Below are 23736 nucleotides of genomic sequence, written 5' to 3' on the forward strand. Positions count from 1 at the left end.
TTTTGATTATCCAGTCCAGCCAAGGCCAGCGGAGATACAATTCATACTTTGCATAAGTTGAATACGGTGACGTGTGTCGTCAGATTGACGAACCAGCGCCAAAAGATGGACTTGCGCTTCATGTGCGCAGCGCAATGTTGTTTCGTGTCGTTGAAGCCGGGCCAGAGCATTTGGAAAGCGCGCGCCCAGTTCTTTGCCGGTCAGCTCTTCTACCGCTGCGACACAGCGGGCATGTTCGGCACTGATTAGATGAAAGATCTGCTCGGACGCAGATCGGTCCGCCACCAGCCCGGCATAAAGCTCCGCAATATCCAGCCGTGCCATCAAAAGAGATTTTTCGATCTCGTCGATGCACAGTTGAAATAAGGGCAGTTCTTTCATAACCCGCCGCAAAGCGGCATCGCCGCCGCTTCCACGAACGGCACTGAAATCCTGAACCGCCTGCCCGAAGCCGAACCAGCTGCTGATCATATGCCGGTTTTGGCTCCATGCAAACACCCATGGGATTGCCCGCAAATCTGACAATGAAGACGCCCCGAACCGGCGGGCCGGGCGCGATCCGATTTTCAGGAAAGCCAGCTCGTTCACCGGGCTGGCTTCGTTGAAATAGCACAGAAAGGATGGGTGCTGCAGCAACGTCTGGTAGGTCGTTTGACTTAGGCTCGACAGGGTTTCCATAACGTCTTGCGCTTCCGGATCGACTGTTTCGAACACGGGTTGTGCGCTGTGTCTAAGAACCGATGAGGCCAAGACTTCCAATTGTGATGCCGCTGTTCCGGTGTTGGCGTATTTTGCTGTAACAACTTCGCCCTGTTCGGTCAGGCGCAAGGTGCCACTTAATGTGCCACGCGGTTGCGCTGCGATGGCGCGGTCTGTGGGTGCCCCTCCGCGACTGACCGATCCGCCTCGGCCATGGAAAAACACCGGACGGACACCATGTCCGGCGATCGCCCGAGTGATCGCGCGCTGCGCCTGGTCAAGCGACCAGCTGGAGCACAGGAATCCCCCGTCCTTGTTGCTGTCAGAATACCCAAGCATGATTTCCAGACGACCTGCGCTGTCTCTCATGCTGCGGGCTGCGGATGGCACGCGTAGAATATCGCTCAAAATGGCGGGGGCCGCGCGCAGATCCTCGATTGTTTCGAATAACGGAACCACGCGAAGCGAGCGGTTTTCCGCATCAAACCCAGCATAGCGGGCCAGAAGCAACACGCCCAAAAGATCATCCGCTGACCGCGTCATGGACAGAATAAAGGGGCCAATCGCATCCGGGTCCGGGCCTTCGTGAACATCGCGGATCAACTGCAAAAGAGCGATCACCTCAGCAGCTTCGTCATCGAGCTGACGCATGTCCAATTCAGGCAGATCGTCGGAAGACACCTCGCGTCTCAGACGTGAGGACCATTCGGAGCTAAACGGGTCCGGAGCGTTTCCAAGGGACGCCCAAATCGCATGCACTGCGCGGGTTGTGACATCAGAGTTTTGCCGAATGTCAAGCGTATGTGCGCGGAACCCAAAGACACTGGCCTGCCACCGCAGAGGCCGCAAAAGACTTTGCCCCAGCAATGTGGCACCAATGGCATCAAGCGCGGTTTCAATTGTTTTTATGTCGTCAATAAAGGCGGCCACTGTCCGGTAGTTGTCAGAGTTCAGACCCTGCTGAATCGCAGCGCAGGCCTGACGGAAGACTTCATTTGGATTGCGCGCGATACAGGCAGCCGGATCATCGCTGCGATTGGCGACAATTTGTGCAAGCGCATCTTTGTGTACGGCTGGAACATTCACGATTTTCTCGGAAATGCTCAGATGCGGTATGATCTGGGCAAGCGTGTCGGAATAGACCTGAACAATCATATCGCGTGATCGCTGCAAAGCAGATCGCGTAACGGAAGTCGTCACATTAGGGTTTCCATCACGATCTCCGCCGATCCATGAGTGGAAGCGAAGACAACAATGGTCACGGTCCTGCGTCCCGAAGGTTTCTGTCACCGCGTCATGATACCGTTCAAACACGCGCGGGACAGCCTCAATGAGACTGTTGCGATAGAATTGAAGGCCCCAATCAATTTCTGAATCAAGACTGGGCCGCTCCATCCGCAGCTCGCCTGTCATCCAGAGAAGGTCAATCTCCATTTCCAGACTTTGTTCAAGACACGTGGTTTGACGCGATGTCTGGTTCGGCGTTTCGAACTGGGTCAAAATGTGATAGATACGGCGATGAATTTCCATCACCGAGACGCGCTTTGCCTCTGTCGGATGCGCCGTAATTGTGGGGCCTACGGACAGAAGACCGGTCTCCAACAACTGCCCCATCCGTTCGCGATTTTCATCAGGGCACGCGGTAAGAGATTCAGCAAAACTGCCTTTGGCAGGACGGCCATCCTGCTCGGCCAATCGCGCGGTTCGGATTGCCAGGTTTTCTTCCAGAATTTGCTGCAGATGAAACCAGATCGTGCTGGCTTGCAAATGATCAGAAAAATTTGCGTCTGCCCAATGCGGCACATCCTCTGACACAGCTTCGGCCACCAAAGGCGCGCGTCGCCGCAGAACCTTTATCCAGGCCTCCCGGACGTAGCGATAAAGCATTTGCTCGTAGCGTTCTTGATCCGAACGCTCTGAAGATCCAATTGCCGATCCCATCACGCAACCCGATCGCCGGGTTCACGGCCGTCAAAGAAATCCACCAGATTGTCCAGTACGCGACGCCCCATCGCAGTACGCGTTTCTTGGGTGGCACTGCCGAGATGGGGCAGCATGACAAGGTTGTCGCAATCCATGAGGACCGGTGCGATATTTGGCTCGCCATCGAACACGTCCAAGGCCGCCCCGCCGATACAATCAAACATCAACGCCTGAGCAAGCGCATGTTCGTCAACCACCTCTCCGCGTGCGGTATTAATGAGAAAGGCGTCGGGCTTCATCAGATCAAGGCGTCGCGATCCGATCAGATGGCGGTTTTCCGGCCCGCCGGGGCAGTGCAATGACACGAAATCACATAGTGGTAAAAGATCATCAAGGGTCTCGACCTGCTTGGCACCGTAACGGTCAAGGACGTCTTGCGACACACTTGACCGGTTGTAGACAATGATCTTCATGCCAAACCCGTGATGCGCGCGTTGCGCCATAGCCAGACCGATCCGGCCAAATCCAACGATGCCTAATGTCTTACCGGACACCTTGGACCCGACCAGATGTGTCGGACGCCACCCCGTCCATGCGCCAGCCCTGAGTTCGCGCTCTCCCTCTCCGGCACGACGTGCCCCCATGAGCATTAGCGTCATTGCCAGATCAGCCGTGCATTCGGACAGGACATCCGGAGTGTTGGTTACCGTGATCCCCAGCGTCTTCGCCGCTGCTGTGTCAATATGGCTGTAGCCTACACCGTAATTCGCAAGAATTCCGGTGCGAGCCGTATCCAGATCAAGTGCCTCTGCGTCCAGGGTATCGGTCACAGTGGGAAGGATTGCATCAAAATGCGTAAGGGCCTCGCGAAACTCGGCACGCGACATTGGTTTGTCTTCAACGTTGAACACAGTGTCGAACCGCTCGGCCAGTTCGGCCTCGACCGCCGCTGGCCAGCGGCGTGTCACAAGCACACGTGGCGTATGGTTTAGCAGGGCCGGGGCATTCATCATGCAGCCTCCTTGCGCATCACCTTGGCAATCGTGTCACCGATAACAGCGGGGTTTGGTGCAACCGTAACACCCGCCGCACTCAGAATCTCGACCTTTTCACTGGCGCTTTCGCCAAAGGCAGAGATGATCGCACCGGCATGGCCCATGGTCTTGCCTTTCGGAGCCGTCAATCCGGCAACATATGCCACAACAGGCTTTGACACATGGTCACGAATATAGGCTGCGGCCTCGGCTTCCTGTGGACCGCCGATTTCTCCGATCATGCAGATGACATGGGTGTCATCATCTTCTTCAAAGCGTTGCAGGATGTCCTTGAAAGATGACCCGTTGATGGGATCTCCGCCAATGCCGACCGATGTGGACACGCCGATTCCGTGTGCCTTGAGCTGTGCTGCGGCCTCGTATCCCAAAGTTCCTGAACGCCCGATGATCCCGACATGGCCCGGAAGATAAATGTGCCCCGGCATAATGCCCAAAAGCGCTTTTCCCGGACTGATCGTTCCCGCGCAATTGGGGCCGGTCAGAACCATGCGGCGTTCTTTCGGATAGCGATACATATAGCGCTTGACCCGGATCATATCCTGCGCCGGGATTCCATCGGTGATACAAACGCAATACTTGATGCCCGCATCTGCGGCTTCCATGATGCTGTCGGCGGCAAAGGGAGGTGGCACGAAAACAAGGCTGGCTTCGGCCCCGGTTGCCGCAACCGCGTCTTCGACGGTGTCGAAAACCGGAACGCCTTCGACGGTCTGACCGCCCTTTCCGGGCACAACGCCGCCAACAACATTGGTGCCGTAAGCAATCATATCCGCAGTGTGAAACCGGGCCATTTTACCGGTGATCCCCTGCACGATGATGGGGGTTTGTCTGTCGATGAAAATGCTCATTGGACGGCCCTCATTTTTGTACCATGTGTCAAGTCTTTGTTCCATGCTCCAACCGCACGTTCGGCGGCTTCCATCAAAGTGGATGCCCGGATGATGGGCAGTCCAGACTTGGCTAGGATTTTCTGACCCTCTTCGACGTTTGTCCCTGCAAGACGCACCACAACAGGCACATCGACCTGAACCTCCTTCAGCGCCTGAACCACACCTTCGGCAACCCAGTCGCAGCGGTTGATCCCGGCAAAGATGTTGACCAGAACCGCTTGCACATTGTCATCCGACATCACCAAGCGAAACGCCTTGGCAACGCGTTCGGGTGTTGCGCCTCCGCCAATATCGAGGAAGTTGGCAGGTTCACCGCCGGCCAGTTTGATGGTATCCATCGTGGCCATCGCAAGACCCGCACCGTTGACGATGCAGCCGATATTTCCTTCAAGACCAACATAGCTCAAGCCACGATCCGCAGCCCGGCTTTCGCGGGGATCTTCCTGGCTCTTGTCCCGCAACTCGCTGATTTGCGGATGACGAAACAAGGCGTTGTCATCGAAGGTCATTTTTGCATCAAGCGCCAGGATGCGATTGTCACCGGTGACCACCAGCGGGTTGATTTCAACCATCGTGGCGTCATGGTCACGGAAGGCACGGTAACATCCCTGAAGGGTGCGCACCATGCGTTGCGTCAGGCCAGGGTCGATCCCCAGTTTGAATGCGATCTGACGACACTGGAATTCCTGCAACCCGACGGCAGGCTCAACAGTGGCCCGCACGATGCTGTCGGGACGCTCGGCAGAGATATCCTCGATTTCCATACCGCCTTCGGCAGAGGCGACGATCATGACCCGTTGCGACACCCGATCCAGAACAAATCCAAGATAGATTTCCCGTTCAATAGGAACCGCACTTTCGACATATACGCGGTAAATCCCCTTACCTTGCGGGCCAGTTTGATGCGTGACCAGTTTACGGCCAAACAAACCTTCGCATGCGGTGTGGATTTCGGAGTCACTGTCACAGACTGTGACTCCGCCTGCTTTTCCACGTCCTCCGGCGTGAACCTGCGCCTTGACGACCCAACGTGTGCCGCCAAGTTCGCGGGCGCGATAGGCCGCCTGCTCGGGGCTATACGCCAACGCGCCGGGCGGAATATCCACGCCAAATCCGGCAAGGATTTCTTTCGCTTGGTATTCATGTATGTCCATTATCTTTCCTCCTCCGAAAGACAGGTGCGGTTGGGTCTATTCTGCCGCGATGGCCTGGTCGTAGACGCTGTCCAACGCATCATTGACCTTTTCCATATCAACCGTCCCGCCCATGGCGCGGATGGCGTCGGCAAAGCGTGTGACGATATCGGTGATGGCGGCGCGGTTCAGCAGGTTCAGAATACCGATCCGGATCTGAACCGGAGCCGACAACGTCGGCCAAATGCCAAAGTTTTGCGCGCGACATGACTGCACCAGCTCCATTTCTCGGCCAGCCAAGGACTCGGGCAGGTTGAGCACGACAAGAGAGGTCATGTTGGACGTAACTTCACAGCCCATTGCCTCGACCGCGCGGCGCAAGGCAGATTCGTGATGAGCGTATTTTCCAGCGCGCGCGGAAATCCCTTCCTGCAGGGTGATCCGCAATGCTTCGTGGAACGCCGCGACAGCGTAGGCGGAATGCGTCCGGTGATACGTGCCCTTTTCAACATCCTTGCCGTCGATGACACCCCAGTGACGGGCCTCCAGCACCGGATGATGAACAAATGTCCGGGTTCCGGTCTCCCTAAGCGCTTTGATAAAGCGGTCACTGAAAGACACTGGCGCATAGGTCAGCGGCAGGCAGCAAATGCCTTTTTGCGGGCATGACGCCCAGCCATGCACGCCAGGATAATCGTCGATGCGGAAATCCTCAACGCCAAGCGACGAAACCGCGTCAACCAGGCCCATCACGTCGTGCTTTACGCAGGCGTCACTAAAACCGGAAATGTCATTGATGCGGCCGGACCCGGTTTCCCAATGCGCCATGGCTGCCCATTTTGGCTTGTGTTCGGCCAACGCCGCTTCGACGATTTCGCCGGTGACGGATTGGCCGTGCGGGATATCGACGATGACGACCGATGCCGCCTCTGGGTCGAGCGGGTTCTTAGCAAGCTCTTCGGAAGTGGCAGCCTTCATACGCACCGTCAGGCCGTCAATTCCCGAAAACGTACCATTGGTGAACATCACCACCTTGTCGCCAGGCATGACACCGCTGAACATCACGTCAAGACCGCTCCAACCCGTACCGGCAACGCCGAAGGTGTAAAGGTTGTCGGTGCCCCAGACCTTGCGAAGCATCTTTTTACACTCGACCATTCCACGCAGGACATCGCCGTGCATGTGATCGGCCAGACCAGCACCTGCATACGCGGCAAGCACGCGTTCATCTGTGTTGCCAGGCCCCGGGCCCGCAGCGATCGTTTCAGGAATCTCGAGCTTCGGGAAAATATGTGCCACAGTCATGGTCGCTCCATTTAGTTTGTCAGAGACGAATTTGTTTCACAGCAGTTATAATTTTTCTTGCTAGGTGAAAAAACGTCCCTTACTCCTGCTTTTGGGTATCTAAATGGGTGGGTAAAATACCACCTATATAGGTTGTATTCGATTGCATGCCGTAGGATGCCCAGCCCAGATGGGTAGGGAATAGGGAAAAGCCATGCGAAATCAGATGCCTGAAGTCATGCCGGATCAGATCGACATCATGTTGGGCGACGGCAATCCTCTGGTGCTTTCGGCAATGTCCGAAGTGTTTGAACGTGACCCCCGATTCTCTCTGGTGGCCACAAGTGCAACTGCCGAAGGCTTTCTTGGCATGGTCATGCGTGTGCCGGTGAAAGTGTGTGTCATCGACTGGAACATCCCCGCGCTTGGGGCAGAACGACTGATCGAGGTATTGCGCGCGCAGGAAAACGCACCGCGTATCGTGATCTACGGACACGACGCTGATCCGTCAGTGCCCCGCCATGCGATGAGCTCCGGCGCGGCCGCCTTTGTGTCGAGGTCCGCATCCATCGATTCGCTGGTTCAGACCTGCCTTGAAGTGGCTGACGGCAAAATGGTGTTTCCGTATCTTGATATTCGCGATCTGAAAAATGACCCTATTTCGACTTTGTCTCGCAAGGAAACTGCGCTGCTCGAAGCGCTTGCCGAGGGTCTGACCAACAAACAGCTGGCCGCACGCATGGAGATTTCCATCAACACAGTGAAATTTCATCTATCGAATATTTTCGATAAATTATCGGTCAAAAATCGGGCACAGGCCATCGCACACTTTTATGCCTCCAAGGCCAAAAGCGGCGGATAGCAGCTTGTTAGGTGTACACTAGTATGCATATTTTTTTATTGACAGGAATATTTTTTCACGTTTGTGATGATGGAACCGAACTCGTATCCCCTTGAGAAAGGTCCATTCCCATGTCATTTCACGTCATCGAACAAGCCCCGGCACGGCTTAATCGTTCCGAACTTGCAGTGCCCGGCTCACAACCGCAAATGTTTGAAAAGGCGGCACAATCCGACGTAGACGTTGTCTTCCTTGATCTTGAAGATGCGGTCGCACCAGATGAAAAAGTGCAGGCCCGCAAGAACATCATTTCTGCACTGAACGATATCGACTGGGGCAACAAAGCCATGTCGATCCGCATCAACGGACTCGACACGCATTACATGTATCGCGACGTGGTCGACATCGTCGAACAAGCCGGAGAGCGGCTGGACCTGATCATGATTCCCAAGGTCGGCACTGCGGCGGATGTCTATGCGATTGATATGATGGTCACCCAGATCGAAGATGCGAAAGGCTACAAAAAGCGCATCGGATTTGAACATATCATCGAAACCGCGCTTGGTATGCAGAACGTGTCAGAGATCGCCGCGGCGTCGTCGCGTAACGAAAGCCTGCATTTCGGTGTCGCCGATTACGCGGCTTCAACCCGCGCGCGCACCACGATCATTGGCGGTGTCAATCCGGATTATTCGGTTCTCACCGATCCGAGCGATGACGGATCACGCGAAACCCATTGGGGGGACATGTGGCACTATGCATTGGCCCGGATGGTGGTCGCCGCGCGCGCCAATGGGCTGCGACCAATCGATGGTCCGTTCGGGGATTTTCAGGACCCAGACGGGTATCGCGCCGCCGCCAAACGCGCCGCGGTTCTGGGCTGTGAAGGTAAATGGGCGATCCATCCCAGCCAGATCGCCCTGGCCAACGAAGTTATGAGTCCCTCTGAAGAGGAAGTCACCAAAGCCAAACGTATCCTGTCAGCCATGGCCGACGCCGAAGCGGCAGGCAAAGGGGCTGTCTCTCTGGACGGACGGTTGATCGATTACGCGTCAATTCGCCAAGCCGAGGTTTTGGTCGAGAAGGCACGCCAAATTGCAGACGGATAAATATGCGTCTTTGAAATCTGATGCGGCCCGAGCGTTTCGGGCCGCTGTGCGACGTGCCGACCCCGCTTTGGCGATGCGAGATTGCCTTGAAACGCACCCGTTGCCGCAACCGGATCACGGCTGCAAAACCATTGTTCTGGCCTTTGGAAAGGCAGCACCTGCCATGTTGGGTGCGGTTCTGGGCCGGATCAGTGGTCGCCGTGTTCTGATTTGTGTCACACATCGCGAAAACAGCGAACAAGTGCCCGGTGCCGAGATGTTTCGCGCTGGTCATCCCGTTCCGGACTCGGTCGGAGCCAGCGGTGCGCAGCGAATGCAAGAGGTGCTGAACGACGCCGTCGCGGGTGATGTGGTAATCGCGCTGATCTCTGGCGGGGGATCGGCGCTTTTGCCCGCCCCGCCAGAGGGCGTCTCGCTTGAGGACAAGCAACTGCTCAACCGGCTGTTGTTGCAAAGCGGTCTGGACATTGAAGCCATGAACCTGGTGCGCCAGCAAGTTTCGAACCTCAAAGGGGGCGGCATGACCCGGCTGGCCGCACCTGCGAAAGTGACCAGCTACATCCTGTCTGACGTGATTGGAGACGACTTGCGCGCGATTGCCAGCGGGCCGACGGTGGCCCCGCTTGGAACGGCCGAAACCGCGCGCCGATGCCTTCAGGATAAGGGATTGTTTGAACGCCTGCCCGAAAGCATCCAACTCCATTTGCGACGCTCTGCACGCCCCCATCCCCCGGTGACAGCCACCCATCACCTGATTGGAACAAACGCCCAAAGTGTGCTGGCCGCGTCTGCCGATTTGGAAGACAGATACGCGGTTCAGACAGACCCGCAACCTTTGACCGGAAATGTGAACGCCGCGGCCAATACCGTTTTCTCAACCTTGCAAAATGCGCCACGCACAGGTGGGCCACGCGCGTTTCTTTGGGGCGGAGAAACAACTGTCCAGGTGCGCGGCACTGGAGTGGGCGGGCGCAATCAGGAATTGGCGTTGCGTGTGGCCGCGTTGGCGGATGCCGCGCCGGTTGATCTGCCTTGGGTGTTCCTGTCCGCAGGAACCGACGGACGCGATGGGCCAACGGATGCGGCCGGGGCAATTGTCGATCAACACACCCTTGCCCGCATCCGCTCAGACGGCCAGTCACCCATGGCGTATCTGGACCGGAATGACAGCAATGCCGCCTTGCGGATATCTGGAGATCTTTTGGTGACCGGGGCCACCGGCACCAATGTGGCAGACGTGCAAATTTTGCTGATAGGGGACTGACCCCCTGCCCTATCCGCGACGCAAAGCGCCATGATCCCGTAACACGGGGCCGGTTTCTGCGTCTTCGCCTTTGCGCCAATCGGGCACATCATTGACCAGCATATGCGCCGCCCGGCGCAGCGTTGCGCGCATTTTGTCGACGGCGGGGCCAGACATATTTGCGTCCTCAAGCGCACGATCAAAGGTGTCGAGCCAAAGATCGGCATCGGCTTCACGGATGGGAACATGCGCGTGAATCTCGCGCAGGTTCATATGACCGAACCGTTCACGATAATAGGCGCGACCACCCAAAAACCCGCTCATAAATTCAAATTGCGCCTGTCGCGTATGCGACAGCCCGTGGCCCCTGAAATGCAACCGATGCAATTCATGGACCGACGGGTCGCTTTCCATAAGATCGTAAAAGCCTTCGACAAGATCGCGCAACGCAGCTTCGCCGCCTATTTCATCCAGAGCACATGCCATGTCTGCATCCTATCCGCGCAACCGCCCAAGGCTTTGATATGGGTCAAGATCTTGGCTTTTCCTTCTTCGGATCATACGCGGCCAGATCGGCGCGAATGGTGGCAGGCAAGCGTTTCTGGTGACCATCCAGCTTTCCGATTTCCAGCTGCGTTCCCGGCTCGGAGTGAGCGACATCAACGCGCGCCATGGCGATATTACGGCCTAACAGCGGAGACCGCATGGACGACGTTATCTCACCGATCTGCGCGCGTCCCACATGCACACAATCGCCATGTCCCACTTCGACATTGCTGTCGATGTCCAGACCAACCAATTTGCGCGCCGGTGTTTCTTTGCGGCGGATCAATGCCTCGCGGCCAATAAAATCGTCGGGTTTCGACTTGAGCGGGACCGTGAAGCCAACACCGGCTTCAAATGGATCGGTCTGATCGCTGAAATCGTATCCCGCAAAGATCAGCCCCGCTTCGATCCGCACCATGTCGAGCGCTTCAAGTCCCATGGGCCGGATGCCGTGGTCTTGCCCGGCCTCCCAAACGGCGTCGAACACCTCGCCTGCATGTTTGGGATGGCAGAAAATCTCGTAGCCCAATTCTCCGGTATAGCCCGTGCGGCTGACCACGATGGGCGTGCCATGTTCGTCGAACAGACGTGCGGGCGTAAACCGGAACCAATCCAGATCATCCAGATCCGGGTGATGCGGCAAGCTGAAGATGATCTTGCGCATCAGGTCGCGGCTTTCGGGCCCCTGCACAGCGATGTTGTGCTGCATATCTGTCGAAGACCGGATCAATACCTTAAGCCCCAGCTCTTCGGCTTTTTCACGAATCCACTCTCCGCCGTAATCCGAGCCGCCAATCCAGCGGAAATTGTCCTTGGCAAGACGGAACACCGTGCCATCGTCGATCATCCCGCCATGCGGATAACACATCGCGGTATAGACCACGCCGCCAACAGGCAGCGTTTTCATGTTGCGCGTAAAGACATACTGGCACAATGCTTCGCTGTCCGGGCCGGTGATCTCGAACTTGCGCAAGGGCGACAGGTCGAGCACCACGCATTTCTCGCGGCAGGCATGGTATTCCTCGATCGGGCCAGCCGTCGACATGCAATTGGCAAGCCAGTAGCCGTTATATTCGATGAAGTTGTCGGTGAAGCGATCGAAGCGATCGTGGAAACCTGTCTGCTTGGTCATTTTAGCTTCCGAGTCGGGCGTTGGCCGGTAGGCTACCGCGTGTTGGAATTTCTCTTCGCCGCTATAGGTGCGGACGTGAATATCGGTCGGGTTCCAGCCATTGGCGGCCGAAGTGTCATCAGGACAAGCCGAACTGACACACACAATGTCGGTCAGCGCCTGCAACAGCACATAATCCCCGGGGCGTGACCACGGCTCATCGGAATAGAGCACACCATGATCATCCAGGAACGTATTGAAGAAAAAATTGATCGCCATCCATCCAGGGCGACCGGGAACGCCATGCGGCGCAAGGGCCGCGTTGAAATTGTCGGTGCAATTCACGTGGCCGGGATAGCCGATGTCGTCGTAATATTTGGCCGCACAGGCCATCGCAAAGGCATCATGCCGACCACAGGTATCCTGCACAACGCGCACAAGCGGCTTTTCGTCCTGATCATAATATTTGGCGTGAAGCCCCGGCACCGGGTAGATGCAGTGCTGAATTGTCCGCGTTGTCGTCACATCCAGTGGATGCGCGATCCCCTTGTCAAGCTTGCGTGCATCAAAACACTGGAAATCCGTACACTGACGACCATCCACATCAAGGATCTGGATATAGTCCCCCGCTTTCACGAAATACGCTTCGGCTGTTGCGGAATGCACCCGAACGTCTGCAAGCGGATCTGCCAACGGGTCCGGCAATTCAAATTTCGGCAGACGCTTGATCGTCGCACGGCGCACATACACTGTCAGGGGTGTCGACGTGTTTTGCGCCTCGAAATCCATAATCCCACCCGGAGCCGCAATAATGGCAACACCATCTTGCGTTGCTGTGAACTCTGCAGTGGTGCGGGCGGGTGTTGTGGACTCGAAAAGATGAACAGCAGGCGCGCCTGCCAGATCAAGGCCGCGTGCCTCGATTCCCAGACGCAGGCTGCGTAAAGACGTATCCGATGACGTCAGAAGCGCCTGAAGTCCGGTGGCTTCTGCATGGCCGGTGGCCCCGATCACACCTGGATCAATAGAACCATCAGGGCGCGCACAGACGATTTCACACGGCTGACCGCCTTCGGTATTTTCAATCTCAAGCCGATCTCCCGCTTCCAAGCGGACCAGGATCGCGCCGCTGCCCTCGACGACATATCGTTCGGTTCCGGCAGGCATCGAGAAAACCTGTGGTTCATAAATCCCGCTTGGGCGGGGTGGCCCCGGGACGACGTTGGGATACCCGGTATCAAGCATAATCGACCCTCCTGGCATTTGCCTTCACGGAAAAAATTATTAATCTTGAGAATATACGTCGCGTGACACTGGCGCAAGAGATTCAAACACAACACGTCATACCCAATAGGACCAATATATATGAGCACATTGTTTTTCGGTTTGATTGCAGCGTTTTGCTGGGGTCTGCATGATATCGCAGTACGCTATCTAAGCCGAACGGTTCCGCTCTTGGGGGCTTTGCTGGTGGTTCTTTTGACCGGACTGGCGTTTCAGACCGGTGTGATTCTGCTAAATGGCGCGCCGCTTTTTCCAACCGGACCTGCATTGTGGTATTCGATCGGGGCCGGCGTTGCCTTTCTGGTTGCGAGTCTGGGGTTGTATTACGCATTCGCCCGCGGACCAGTTCGACTTGTTAGCCCGATCATCGGGGCCTATCCAATCTTGTCGCTGACCTATGCCGCAATGGCCGGTGCCCCTGTGGCGGTCGATCAGGTGACAGCAGTTCTGGTGATCGTGGCCGCCGTTGGCATTGTGGCAATCCTGTCCGACACAACAGCAGAGGACGTGCCGCCCAAAGGCCCAACGATTCTCTTTGCAATTCTGTCCGCAATCGGTTTTGCCACGACCTTCAAATTGGGACAGCTGGCCGGTGATACCGGTGGCGAATGGCAAAGCACCCTGGTTGCGCGCATCGTCGCGTTGGTTTTGCTGTGCTCCTACCTGCTTGCAGCCCGCCCGGACATTCGCATCGGTCGCAAGGCGGTTTTGCCATTGATCACAATGGGCATTCTTGACGGCATTGCCCTTCTGGCTGTCTTTTCCGCCGCATCGCTACCGCGCCCCGAATTTGCCGCCGTAGCCGCCTCGATGTTCGGTTTGTTCACCATCCTGCTCGCGCGTATCTTTCTTGACGAGCGGATGGCGTCGGCACAATGGGTTGGCTGTGTGGTGGCGTTTTTGGGTATCGGATATCTTGCGTTATAATCATCCGCCAGGCAAGCCAGCGCCGCTCAGCGTCAATTGCGCCAGCCTGCAGCTTGTTGGCGTTCATAAGCGCGGATCGCATTGCGCATCAGAATGGACACCGTTACCGGACCGACCCCACCGGGAACCGGGGTGATCCAGCCCGCAACCTCTTTGACAGCATCGGTATCGACATCCCCGACAATCCGGGTACTGCCATCCGGTTCGACGATCTGATTGATGCCAATATCAATCACGGCTGCACCGGGTTTGACCATGTCAGCCCCAATCAAATGCGCCTTGCCCACCGCCACGACCACAACGTCGGCACGACGCGAGTGCATGGCAACCGATCTGGTAAGGTGATGGCACACCGTCACCGTCGCACCTTCGGCCATAAGCATCATCGCAGCGGGTTTTCCGACGATTTCGGAGTGGCCCACCATCACAACCTCAAGCCCCTTCATATCAAGACCTGTATCGCGGATCAGTTCGACCGCAGCCGCAGCCGTGCATGGGGCCATCGCCACATCGTTATAAACAATATTGCCGATTGAAGCCGGGTTCATCCCTTCCACATCCTTCAAAGGGTGGATGGCCGACTGAAGTGAGCGGACATTTATGTGTTCTGGCACCGGACGTTGCAGAATGACCCCAAGAACTTCGGGATCATCATTCATCCGCTGCAAAAGTTGCTTGCACTCTTCCTGCGTGATGTCGCCGCCCCAGAATTCCTGATCGAACGGCAAACCAGCCGCGGCAGCGGCACGCGCCTGATTTCGGACGTACACCGCAACTTCCGGCACATCCCCGATCGAGATCGATACCAGCTTTCCAATACGACCGGCGGCCTGTGTTTTGGAACGAACCTCCGAGAGAATCCGTTCCCGCACAGGTTTGCCAAGCAACAAACGCGGGTCTGGTGTCACGCGGTCAAGCCCTCTGGCTCTGCAACGTCATTGGCGCGACAGCAGGCTGTAACCGTGTTTGCCAGCAAACACGCGATGGTCATGGGACCAACACCACCGGGAACAGGCGTGATCGCACCGGCCACTTCAGCGCAGCTGTCATAGTGACAATCGCCCACAAGCCGCGTTTTGCCTTCGCCCTTTTCGGGCGCATCAACACGGTTGATGCCCACATCAATCACCGTCGCCCCGGCTTTGATCCAGTCACCCGGAACCATTTCTGGCCGACCGACAGCCGCCACCACAATGTCCGCACGGCGGACGACATCGGGCAGATCTTTGGTGCGGCTATGTGCAATGGTGACCGTGCAGCTGTCATTGAGCAAAAGCTGCGCCATCGGCTTGCCCACAATGTTCGAACGTCCAATCACCACCGCGTCCATACCGGACAGGCTTCCGTGATGGTCGCGCAGCATCATCAGGCATCCGAGTGGCGTACAGGGAACCATCGATTTTTGGCCGGTTCCCAATAGACCGACATTCGAGATATGAAAGCCATCCACATCTTTCGCAGGATCAATCGAATTGATCACCAGGTCTTCGTCAAGATGCCCGGGCAGCGGCAGCTGGACCAGAATCCCATGAACCTCGGGATCGGAATTCAGGCGATCAATCAGAGCCAGAAGATCAACCTCGGAGACATTCGCATCCAGCTTGTGCTCATAGGAGTTCATGCCGACTTCGACGGTCATCTTCCCCTTGGAACGCACATAGACCTGACTGGCGGGATCTTCGCCAACCAGAACCACAGCCAATCCCGGTGTGATCCCGTGCTCAGTCTTCAATCGCGTTACGTGCTCGGCAACCTGACCGCGAACTTTCGCGGCAAAGGCTTTTCCGTCTATGATTTGAGCTGTCATGGCTCTGTCCCTTATTTTATGCGCTGCGTCCAGCGCCTAGAATGCACCGTTTGTCGCGGCAAACCCGCATATTGCCTATGTCACGAGAGCCGGGTCTGCGCGGAAACGAAAGTGCTGAATTGTCATTAAAGCGTTCTGGTCATCGGTATATGCGCAGGTCTTCTGGTTCAACCGCGTCCAAAGATCGGAACAGTGGATGCGTGGCGAAATGTGAAAAGCAACCGTGCAATCCGTTCGCTCAACGACAATGGTCAAACCCAGGAAACACCGGGCGGCGATCAATGCCGCCCGGTCTGTTGTCGGTTAGAACAAGCCTTCGATCTGACCGTCTTCATTGAGGTGGATATTTTCGGCCGACGGCACCCGCGGCAATCCGGGCATTGTCATGATCTCACCACACACCACAACGATGAACCCAGCACCTGCGCTCAGTCGCACTTCACGGACCGGCACGGAATGCCCTGTCGGCGCGCCGCGAAGGTTTGGATCGGTTGAGAAGCTGTATTGCGTTTTGGCCATACACACCGGCAGGTTGCCGTAACCCTGATCTTCCCAAAGCTTGAGCTGATCGCGGATCTTCTTGTCCATCAGCGCCTCATCCGCACGGTAGATGCGCTTGGCAATCGTCTGGACTTTTTCTGCCAGCGGCATGTCATCCGGGTAGATCGGTGCAAAGTCCGCCTCGCCCTTTTCGGCCACTTCTGCCACCTTGCGGGCCAGATCGGCAGAGCCTTCCGATCCCAGCTCCCAGTGACGGCTCAGCACCGCTTCGGCACCATGTTCAGACACGTAGGACTTGATCGCCTCCACTTCGGCATCGGTGTCGGTGACAAAGTGGTTAATCGCAACCACAACCGGCACGCCAAAGGATTTGAGGTTCTCGATGTGACGGCCCAGGTTCGGGCAACCGGCCTTGACCGCGTCAACGTTCTCGTCACCCAGATCGGCCTTTGCGACGCCACCGTTCATCTTCATCGCGCGCACTGTCGCCACACAGACAACCACGCTCGGTGCGATACCGGCCTTGCGGCATTTGATGTTCATGAACTTTTCAGCGCCCAGATCGGCACCAAAACCCGCTTCGGTCACAACGTAATCCGCCAGTTTCAATGCTGTCGTCGTTGCGATCACCGAGTTACAGCCATGCGCAATATTGGCAAACGGTCCGCCATGAACAAAGGCTGCGTTGTTTTCAAGCGTTTGCACGAGGTTTGGCTGCATCGCGTCCTTTAGCAGAACCGTCATCGCGCCTTCGGCCTTGATGTCACGGCAGAAGACCGGGCTGCGGTCCCGGCGATAGGCCACGATCATGTCACCCAAACGCTTTTCCAGATCCTTGAGGTCTTTGGCCAGACACAGGATTGCCATCACTTCCGATGCGACGGTGATGTCAAAACCCGCTTCGCGTGGGAAGCCATTAGCAACCCCCCCCAAAGACGCCGTGATCTGGCGCAGCGCGCGGTCGTTCATGTCAACGACGCGCTTCCACTGGACGCGGCGGATGTCAATCTCGGCCTCATTGCCCCAGTAAATATGGTTGTCGATCATCGCCGACAGTAAGCTGTGTGCGCTGGTAATCGCATGGAAATCGCCGGTAAAGTGAAGGTTCATGTCCTCCATCGGCACCACCTGCGCATAGCCACCCCCGGCAGCCCCGCCCTTCATCCCGAAGTTCGGCCCAAGAGACGCCTCGCGGATACAGATCATCGCCTTCTTGCCAATGTGGTTCAGACCATCGCCCAGACCCACGGTGGTGGTGGTCTTACCTTCACCCGCTGGTGTCGGGTTAATCGCAGTCACAAGGATCAGCTTGCCATCAGGGCGGTCCTGGACCGAATTGATAAATGCCTGACTTACCTTGGCCTTATCATGGCCATACGGCAAAAGATCGTCAGATCCGATCCCAATCTTCTCGCCAATCTCCTGGATCGGACGCTTCTGCGCCTCTCGTGCAATCTCGATATCCGTTTTGTAGGCCATGTCGTAGTCCCTATTGGTTGCAGCGCGCGCTATTCAGCCGCCGTCTTGGTAATCGCCTCGACCCGAACAGCCGAGAACTTGAATTCGGGGATCTTGCCGTAGGGGTCGATCGCCGGATTGGTCAGGATATTCGCGGCCGCTTCGACATATGCGAAGGGCACAAATACCATGTCTTCAGATACAGCACGGTCCGCCCGAGCCATAATCTGGATGCTGCCACGCCGTGTGGTCAGCTGGATCATGTCACCCGCTTCCACACCCAGACGCCGCAGCGTCTTGGGATGCAGCGAACAGTTTGCCTCGGGTTCAACCGCATCCAGAACAGAGGCGCGGCGGGTCATCGACCCTGTGTGCCAATGTTCAAGCTGACGCCCGGTTGTCATGATCATTGGATAGGCATCGTCAGGCGCCTCATCAGGCGGAATGACAGCTGCCGGGGTGAATCGGGCACGCCCATCCGGACGCGGGAAGCCGTCACCAAAGACCACCGCTTGGCCCGGATCAGTCGGGCTCAGAGACGGGTACGTCACTGTTTCCGTCTTGAGCCGTTCCCAAGTGATATTGTCCAGCGATGGCATCACCTGTTTCATTTCGGCAAAGACTTGGCTCACATCCGTGTAATCCCACGGCAATCCAAGACGCTGAGCAAGATCAACGGTGATCGCCCAATCCTCACGCGCGTCGCCGGGAGGCGGTACAGCGGGGCGCACACGTTGCACCTGGCGGTTGGTATTGCTGACCGTGCCGTTCTTTTCATAAAGCGCCGACGCGGGCAGGATCACATCCGCAAAACACGCCGTTTCGGTCAGGAAAATATCCTGAACCACCAGATGTTCAAGCTTGGCGAACGCGTCGCGGGCATGTTCGACATCCGGATCTGACATCGCCGGGTTTTCGCCCTGGATATACATCCCCTTAATGTTGCCCGCATATACCTGATCAACGATCTCTGTGACGGTCAGGCCCTTCTTGTTGGACCAATCTTCATCGCGGCCCCAGACACCAAAGATGTCTTCGCGCACGGCATCATCTTCAACAGAGCGATAATCAGGCACGAACATCGGAATTAGACCCGCATCAGATGCGCCCTGCACGTTGTTCTGACCGCGCAACGGGTGCAGCCCGGTGCCCGGACGACCAACCTGACCGGTCATCAACGCCAACGAGATCAGGCACCGAGAGTTATCCGTGCCATGAATATGCTGACTGATGCCCATACCCCAGAAGATCATACCCGCCTTGGCCCCCGCAAACGTGCGGGCCACATCGCGGATGACCTCGGGGGAAATGCCACAAATTGGCTCCATCGCCTCTGGTGTGAAATCCTTGAGATGCGATTTCTCGGCTTCCCAGTTCTCGGTATACGCCTCGATATATTGCTGATCGTACAGCCCTTCTTCGACGATCACATTCATGATCGCGTTCAATAGGCTTACGTCGGCACCCGGGCGGAACTGTACCATTTGATACGCATGACGCTTCAGACCCTGACCGCGCGGGTCCATCACAATAAGCTTGCCGCCGCGTTTGGCGAATTGTTTGAAATATGTCGCTGCGACCGGATGGTTTTCCAACGGGTTTGCGCCGATGATGATCGCTACATCCGCATTTTCGACCTCGTTGAACGTGGCCGTGACAGCACCTGACCCAACGTTTTCGATCAGGGCCGCAACTGACGACGCGTGACACAGACGTGTGCAGTGGTCGACATTGTTGTGCTTGAACCCCTGCCGGATCAGTTTCTGAAACAGGTAGGCTTCTTCATTGGTACATTTGGCAGAGCCAAACCCCGCAACAGATTGACCGCCATGCGCCTGACGCAGTTTTGACAGCCCGCCCGCCGCCGCCTGCATCGCCTCTTCCCAGCTGGCTTCGCGGAAATGCGTCATCAGGTCTCCGGGGTCCACATTCAGCCCCTTCGGCGGCGCATCTTCGCGGCGGATCAGCGGCTTTGTCAGGCGATGTTCGTGGTGGATATAGTCAAAGCCAAACCGCCCCTTAACGCACAAACGACCCTCATTCGCCGGGCCATTGATGCCTTCGACATATTTGACCTTGCCGTCCTTGACCTTGAGCGACACCTTACAGCCCACCCCACAAAATGGGCAGACACTTTCGGTTTCGGAGTCGAAATCGGCGCTGTCACCAACTTGCTGATCATCGACAACGGTGCTCGGCATCAAGGCACCTGTCGGGCAGGCCTGAACGCATTCACCACATGCCACACATGTGCTTTCGCCCATGGAATCATCAAAGTCAAAGACCGGATAAGCGTCATGCCCGCGACCTGCCATCCCGATCACATCATTCACCTGCACTTCACGACACGCGCGAACACACAATCCGCACTGGATGCAGGCATCCAGATTCACCGACATTGCAACGTGACTGTCGTCCAAAAGCGGGATGCGGCCCTCTTCCAACTTGGGAAAACGGCTTGTTTCGACGCCGGTCTGATCTGCCATATCCCACAAATGCGACGACTGATCATGCGCCACATCGCGGTCCGGCTGATCCGCCACAAGCATCTCGACGACCATCTTACGCGCACTCTTGGCGCGCGATGTTTCGGTCTGCACGACCATTCCTTCGGCCGGTTCGCGGATACAGCTTGCCGCAAGAGCTCGCTCGCCCTCGATCTCGACCATGCAGGCCCGGCAGTTGCCATCCGGACGATACCCCGGTGCAGGCTTGTGACACAAATGTGGAATTTTCAGGCCGCGTCCATTGGCAACTTCCCAAATGGTCAGACCTTTTTCTGCGGTGACTTCTTTTCCGTCAAGCGTGAAGGTGACTGTCTCACTCATGGGTCAAACCTCATCTGGAAAATGTGTCATAGTCAAGCGGATCGGGTTCGGAGCCGCCTGCCCCAAACCACAGATGGACGCATCGGCCATTGCGGTACAGAGCTCGTCAAGCAGCGGCTGATCCCATTTGTCGGCCTGCATAAGCTTGACCGCTTTTTCGCACCCGACACGGCAAGGCGTACATTGGCCACAGGATTCATCCTCAAAAAACCGTAGCATATTGAGCGCCGCGTCCCGCGCCTTGTCCTGATCAGACAACACAACAACAGCAGCCGACCCGATAAACGATCCCAAAGGTTGCAGCGTATCGAAATCAAGCGGCACATCGTTAATGCTGGCCGGAAGCAGACCAGAGGACGGCCCACCTGGCTGATAGGCTTTGAAAACATGACCCTCGGCCATGCCACCGGCAGCATCTATGATATCGGTAATCGTGCTGCCCGCCGGAAGAAGATATACGCCGGGTTTCGCAACTCGTCCGGACACAGAATAAGACCGCAGCCCTTTGCGCCCGTTCTTTTCCGTGCTGTTCAGACATTCCGGACCTTCGCGGCAAATCCGCGTGATCCAATGCAAGGTCTCTACGTTATGGACCAATGTGGGGCGGTTGAAAATTCCGACTTGCGCAACATATGGCGGGCGATGACGCGGAAGACCCCGCTTGCCCTCGATGCTTTCGATCATCGCACTTTCTTCGCCACAGATATACGCCCCTGCGCCGCGACGCAGGTCAATATACCCCGGTGCCACCAGGCTAGCCGCTTCAAGAGCCGCGATTTCACGCCGCAGGATTTCGAGCACGGCAGGATATTCGTCGCGCATGTAGATAAAGCAGGTGTCCGCTTCGACAGCCCACGCCGCGATCAGCATACCTTCCAGGAAAAGATGCGGAACGCGCTCAAGATAGTAGCGATCCTTGAATGTGCCAGGCTCGCCCTCGTCACCGTTCACAGCAAGGTAACGTGAACCTGCGTTGGCGCGGACAAAACCCCACTTCTTACCCGAAGGGAAACCCGCCCCGCCAAGGCCGCGCAGACCGGAGGACAAGACCTTGTCCTGGACCTCTTCCCAATTGCCGTTGGCGCGCAGATCAATCAGCGCACTGTAGCCACCGGTTTCGCGGTAGGCGTTGAAATCCTGATAGTCTGGAACATGCGCATGAGTGTCATCCGCGGCGATGGCCGCTTGGACTTTTTCCGGTGTGGCGTGATCAATGTGGTTGTGCCCGATCTCAAGCACAGGTGCCGTGTCACAGCGGCCCATGCAGGGTGCGCGCAACACACGGACTTCGGTAGGATCAAGCCCGTCTTCCAGTGCAGCTTTCAACTGCTGCGCTCCGGCAAGTTCACATGACAAGGAATCGCAGACCCGAATGGTAAGCGCGGGCGGAGGTGTCTCGCCCTCTTTTATGACATCGAAATGCGCATAGAATGTTGCCACCTCATAAACCTCGGCCATACTCATCCGCATCTCTTCGGCCAGGGCCCGCAGGTGGGCTGCGCTTAGATGACCATATTTGTCCTGAATGAGATGCAGAAATTCAATCAACAAGTCACTGCGTCGTGGCTGATCGTCAAGCAGAGCTTTTACATCGGCCAAAGCCTCGTCACTGTATTGACGGCCTTTCGGTGTGCGGCGGCCTTTGCCACGACCAGACTTCCAAATTCCTACATCATCCAACGACATTGAGGATCGACTCCCTTGGCCTACGCGCGTTTTCTAGTTTCCCAATAATCAATTTTTATTCCTGTAGGTCAATGGGTAATTTTCAACGATTGTAGGCATTCTTGAGGCGTAGGTCCTTTCATTTGCATCACGTGGTGTAACGCAACTGACCTATGGGTAGTTGGTCGTTTGCTCTGATGGGGCTGGATCAGTGAAGAGGGGTGTTTTGCCTTGTAGTCCGGTGATGTCCACCGCGGTGGACACTTATGCTGGGTGTGCGTCCATGCGCGCCATCCTTTTTAGGATCAGCGACGGATTGAACTGCGATTTGCGCTTACCCAGTGTGATACATTTGAAGTATGCGCCAAAGTTTCGAATGCGGTTTCCAAGTTGTAGCATAATGAAAATCGCGCATGCGGTTTTTCGATGACCAACAGATTTCCTTGCAGTCGTGAAGAGCGTCGGGTGTATCCCCATCATGGGGGCTAAGGTTTCTGCATGACGATCGACGTCGTCCCATGACCTAAGATCTTCCGTAGCAAAGGCCGTCGCTTGATCGCAGACTGAAGTCAAAACTCTTAAATCTGTGGCGTCGTTTGTTTGTATATCCTTATTTTCTTTTACAGACGTAGAATGATGCCGGACATTCTGACCGGTATTGGCGGACAAAAGCGTTGTTTCTGGTGCGTCCACCGCGGTGGACAACGCATGACATTCGGCGTCGGTTTGAGCCAATAGCGCGCGGTATTCGGTTAGTGACAACTTTCGTCTAAGCGTTTTCTTGATCTCTGGCAGCAATGGATTTGTCGGACACACGTCTTCAATCTGGGCCAGTTTGGTCAGAATTTGTTTGCGCACAAAAACACAATCCCGGCGCGTGTTCTCTACCTTTTGAGCCATTGTCAAAAGCTCGTCCGCGCGGGCAATCATGGGGGTAAGAGAAAGCCCGTAGCTGATGCACGCGCCCTCTGATGACCGAACACGATACCGTTTCCGGTTTGGGCTATCGTGGCGTGTGACAAAGCCGGTTTCGACAAGGCGGTTTATATGTCTGCGGAGCGTACGTTCATCAATGCCACCAACGCGACGGCAAATCTCGAAGTTAGACGCGAATACGGTTTCACCCTGGCCCGGCTTCAAAAAGCTCAGCATGGCTTGCAATGTTTGCATGTGGTTCGGACGCAGCCCATATTCCGCATGTGCGTCTCTGAGCGCTCTGAAGATCGCCCAAATATCTGTATCGGGTTTGGACGCACCATTATCGCCAGCGCGGGGCGTGTCGTTGCCTGTGATTGTCAATTTTGTGAATGACATTGGTTTTTCTGAGTGAGGGCCGGCTTGCCCACAATTTTCCCGTCTCTTCCCACAATTTGACTTGGGAAAAGGCAACAAAAAGGCGTCCACCGAATCGGTGACGCTTGACCACATTGTT

The 23736-nt window shown here is 56.3% G+C and carries 17 protein-coding genes; 4 read left to right on the forward strand and 13 right to left on the reverse strand.

From position 1 onward, the window contains the following. Positions 1-6 precede the first annotated feature (6 nt). The 5 genes from ACG74X_RS16145 to ACG74X_RS16165 are packed head-to-tail and all read right to left on the reverse strand — an operon-like array spanning position 7 to position 7005. Positions 7-2640, reverse strand: coding sequence for a phosphoenolpyruvate carboxylase (locus ACG74X_RS16145; RefSeq protein ID WP_411236169.1), 2634 nt, complete (start codon positions 2638-2640; stop codon positions 7-9). Continuing rightward, positions 2640-3632, reverse strand: coding sequence for a 2-hydroxyacid dehydrogenase (locus tag ACG74X_RS16150; protein WP_411236359.1), 993 nt, complete (start codon positions 3630-3632; stop codon positions 2640-2642). The genes ACG74X_RS16145 and ACG74X_RS16150 overlap by 1 nt, the downstream gene beginning before the upstream one ends. Then, the gene (gene sucD / locus ACG74X_RS16155; RefSeq protein ID WP_411236171.1) at positions 3632-4525 is read right to left on the reverse strand and encodes a succinate--CoA ligase subunit alpha; all 894 of its coding nucleotides are present in this window, start codon (positions 4523-4525) and stop codon (positions 3632-3634) included. The genes ACG74X_RS16150 and sucD overlap by 1 nt, the downstream gene beginning before the upstream one ends. Beyond that, on the reverse strand, positions 4522-5721 hold the full coding sequence (locus ACG74X_RS16160) for a malate--CoA ligase subunit beta (RefSeq protein WP_411236172.1): 1200 nt from the start codon (positions 5719-5721) through the stop codon (positions 4522-4524). Before ACG74X_RS16160 ends, sucD begins: the two co-directional genes overlap by 4 nt. Positions 5722-5757: 36 nt before the next feature. Further along, positions 5758-7005, reverse strand: coding sequence for an aminotransferase (locus ACG74X_RS16165; RefSeq protein ID WP_411236174.1), 1248 nt, complete (start codon positions 7003-7005; stop codon positions 5758-5760). A gap of 193 nt (positions 7006-7198) precedes the next feature. Between ACG74X_RS16165 and ACG74X_RS16170 the strand changes: the two genes are divergently transcribed. The 3 genes from ACG74X_RS16170 to ACG74X_RS16180 all read left to right on the forward strand — a co-directional run bounded on the left by ACG74X_RS16170 (position 7199) and on the right by ACG74X_RS16180 (position 10198). Next, a complete protein-coding gene (locus ACG74X_RS16170; RefSeq protein WP_411236176.1) occupies positions 7199-7846 on the forward strand; it encodes a LuxR C-terminal-related transcriptional regulator in 648 nt (215 codons plus the stop codon). A gap of 110 nt (positions 7847-7956) precedes the next feature. Continuing rightward, positions 7957-8934, forward strand: coding sequence for an HpcH/HpaI aldolase/citrate lyase family protein (locus tag ACG74X_RS16175; RefSeq protein ID WP_411236178.1), 978 nt, complete (start codon positions 7957-7959; stop codon positions 8932-8934). Further along, on the forward strand, positions 8921-10198 hold the full coding sequence (locus ACG74X_RS16180; protein WP_411236180.1) for a glycerate kinase: 1278 nt from the start codon (positions 8921-8923) through the stop codon (positions 10196-10198). The genes ACG74X_RS16175 and ACG74X_RS16180 overlap by 14 nt, the downstream gene beginning before the upstream one ends. A gap of 9 nt (positions 10199-10207) precedes the next feature. Here ACG74X_RS16180 and ACG74X_RS16185 read toward each other — a convergent pair whose 3' ends face one another. Both ACG74X_RS16185 and tdm read right to left on the reverse strand, forming a co-directional pair. After that, entirely contained in the window at positions 10208-10663 is a 456-nt protein-coding gene (locus ACG74X_RS16185; RefSeq protein ID WP_411236181.1) for a group II truncated hemoglobin, read from the reverse strand. A gap of 43 nt (positions 10664-10706) precedes the next feature. Next, positions 10707-13079: a trimethylamine-oxide aldolase Tdm gene (gene tdm, locus ACG74X_RS16190; protein ID WP_411236183.1), complete on the reverse strand. Its 2373-nt coding sequence runs from the start codon at positions 13077-13079 to the stop codon at positions 10707-10709. Between the two features lie 120 nt (positions 13080-13199). Between tdm and ACG74X_RS16195 the strand changes: the two genes are divergently transcribed. Further along, positions 13200-14045: an EamA family transporter gene (locus ACG74X_RS16195; protein ID WP_411236185.1), complete on the forward strand. Its 846-nt coding sequence runs from the start codon at positions 13200-13202 to the stop codon at positions 14043-14045. 32 nt (positions 14046-14077) lie between these two features. Here the strand turns inward: ACG74X_RS16195 and ACG74X_RS16200 are convergent, their stop codons facing one another. The 6 genes from ACG74X_RS16200 to repC all read right to left on the reverse strand — a co-directional run bounded on the left by ACG74X_RS16200 (position 14078) and on the right by repC (position 23618). Then, positions 14078-14953, reverse strand: a complete 876-nt coding sequence (locus tag ACG74X_RS16200) for a bifunctional 5,10-methylenetetrahydrofolate dehydrogenase/5,10-methenyltetrahydrofolate cyclohydrolase (RefSeq protein WP_411236186.1) — start codon at positions 14951-14953, stop codon at positions 14078-14080. After that, positions 14950-15852, reverse strand: coding sequence for a bifunctional methylenetetrahydrofolate dehydrogenase/methenyltetrahydrofolate cyclohydrolase FolD (gene folD, locus ACG74X_RS16205; protein ID WP_411236188.1), 903 nt, complete (start codon positions 15850-15852; stop codon positions 14950-14952). Before folD ends, ACG74X_RS16200 begins: the two co-directional genes overlap by 4 nt. A gap of 303 nt (positions 15853-16155) precedes the next feature. Further along, the gene (locus ACG74X_RS16210) at positions 16156-17832 is read right to left on the reverse strand and encodes a formate--tetrahydrofolate ligase (RefSeq protein ID WP_411236189.1); all 1677 of its coding nucleotides are present in this window, start codon (positions 17830-17832) and stop codon (positions 16156-16158) included. Positions 17833-17861: 29 nt separating this feature from the next. After that, positions 17862-20639 carry a formate dehydrogenase subunit alpha gene (fdhF, locus tag ACG74X_RS16215; protein ID WP_411236191.1) on the reverse strand — a complete coding sequence of 926 codons (2778 nt, stop codon included), beginning with the start codon at positions 20637-20639 and terminating at the stop codon, positions 17862-17864. Positions 20640-20642: 3 nt separating this feature from the next. Next, positions 20643-22325, reverse strand: a complete 1683-nt coding sequence (locus ACG74X_RS16220; protein WP_411236192.1) for an NAD(P)H-dependent oxidoreductase subunit E — start codon at positions 22323-22325, stop codon at positions 20643-20645. A gap of 243 nt (positions 22326-22568) precedes the next feature. Further along, a complete protein-coding gene (repC, locus tag ACG74X_RS16225) occupies positions 22569-23618 on the reverse strand; it encodes a plasmid replication protein RepC (RefSeq protein WP_411236194.1) in 1050 nt (349 codons plus the stop codon). Positions 23619-23736: the final 118 nt, after the last annotated feature.

The organism is Marivita sp. S0852 (assembly GCF_046591575.1).
In the GTDB taxonomy this organism is placed as follows: domain Bacteria; phylum Pseudomonadota; class Alphaproteobacteria; order Rhodobacterales; family Rhodobacteraceae; genus Marivita.

Excerpts from the sequence above, each read along its gene's own strand:
- ACG74X_RS16195 (WP_411236185.1), top strand. The coding sequence starts at position 13,200 with ATGAGCACATTGTTTTTCGGTTTGATTGCAGCGTTTTGCTGGGGTCTG.
- repC (WP_411236194.1), bottom strand. The coding sequence starts at position 23,618 with ATGTCATTCACAAAATTGACAATCACAGGCAACGACACGCCCCGCGCT.
- ACG74X_RS16220 (WP_411236192.1), bottom strand. The coding sequence starts at position 22,325 with ATGTCGTTGGATGATGTAGGAATTTGGAAGTCTGGTCGTGGCAAAGGC.
- ACG74X_RS16170 (WP_411236176.1), top strand. The coding sequence starts at position 7,199 with ATGCGAAATCAGATGCCTGAAGTCATGCCGGATCAGATCGACATCATG.
- tdm (WP_411236183.1), bottom strand. The coding sequence starts at position 13,079 with ATGCTTGATACCGGGTATCCCAACGTCGTCCCGGGGCCACCCCGCCCA.
- ACG74X_RS16210 (WP_411236189.1), bottom strand. The coding sequence starts at position 17,832 with ATGGCCTACAAAACGGATATCGAGATTGCACGAGAGGCGCAGAAGCGT.
- ACG74X_RS16165 (WP_411236174.1), bottom strand. The coding sequence starts at position 7,005 with ATGACTGTGGCACATATTTTCCCGAAGCTCGAGATTCCTGAAACGATC.
- ACG74X_RS16175 (WP_411236178.1), top strand. The coding sequence starts at position 7,957 with ATGTCATTTCACGTCATCGAACAAGCCCCGGCACGGCTTAATCGTTCC.
- ACG74X_RS16160 (WP_411236172.1), bottom strand. The coding sequence starts at position 5,721 with ATGGACATACATGAATACCAAGCGAAAGAAATCCTTGCCGGATTTGGC.
- folD (WP_411236188.1), bottom strand. The coding sequence starts at position 15,852 with ATGACAGCTCAAATCATAGACGGAAAAGCCTTTGCCGCGAAAGTTCGC.
- sucD (WP_411236171.1), bottom strand. The coding sequence starts at position 4,525 with ATGAGCATTTTCATCGACAGACAAACCCCCATCATCGTGCAGGGGATC.
- ACG74X_RS16150 (WP_411236359.1), bottom strand. The coding sequence starts at position 3,632 with ATGAATGCCCCGGCCCTGCTAAACCATACGCCACGTGTGCTTGTGACA.
- ACG74X_RS16185 (WP_411236181.1), bottom strand. The coding sequence starts at position 10,663 with ATGGCATGTGCTCTGGATGAAATAGGCGGCGAAGCTGCGTTGCGCGAT.
- ACG74X_RS16145 (WP_411236169.1), bottom strand. The coding sequence starts at position 2,640 with ATGGGATCGGCAATTGGATCTTCAGAGCGTTCGGATCAAGAACGCTAC.
- fdhF (WP_411236191.1), bottom strand. The coding sequence starts at position 20,639 with ATGAGTGAGACAGTCACCTTCACGCTTGACGGAAAAGAAGTCACCGCA.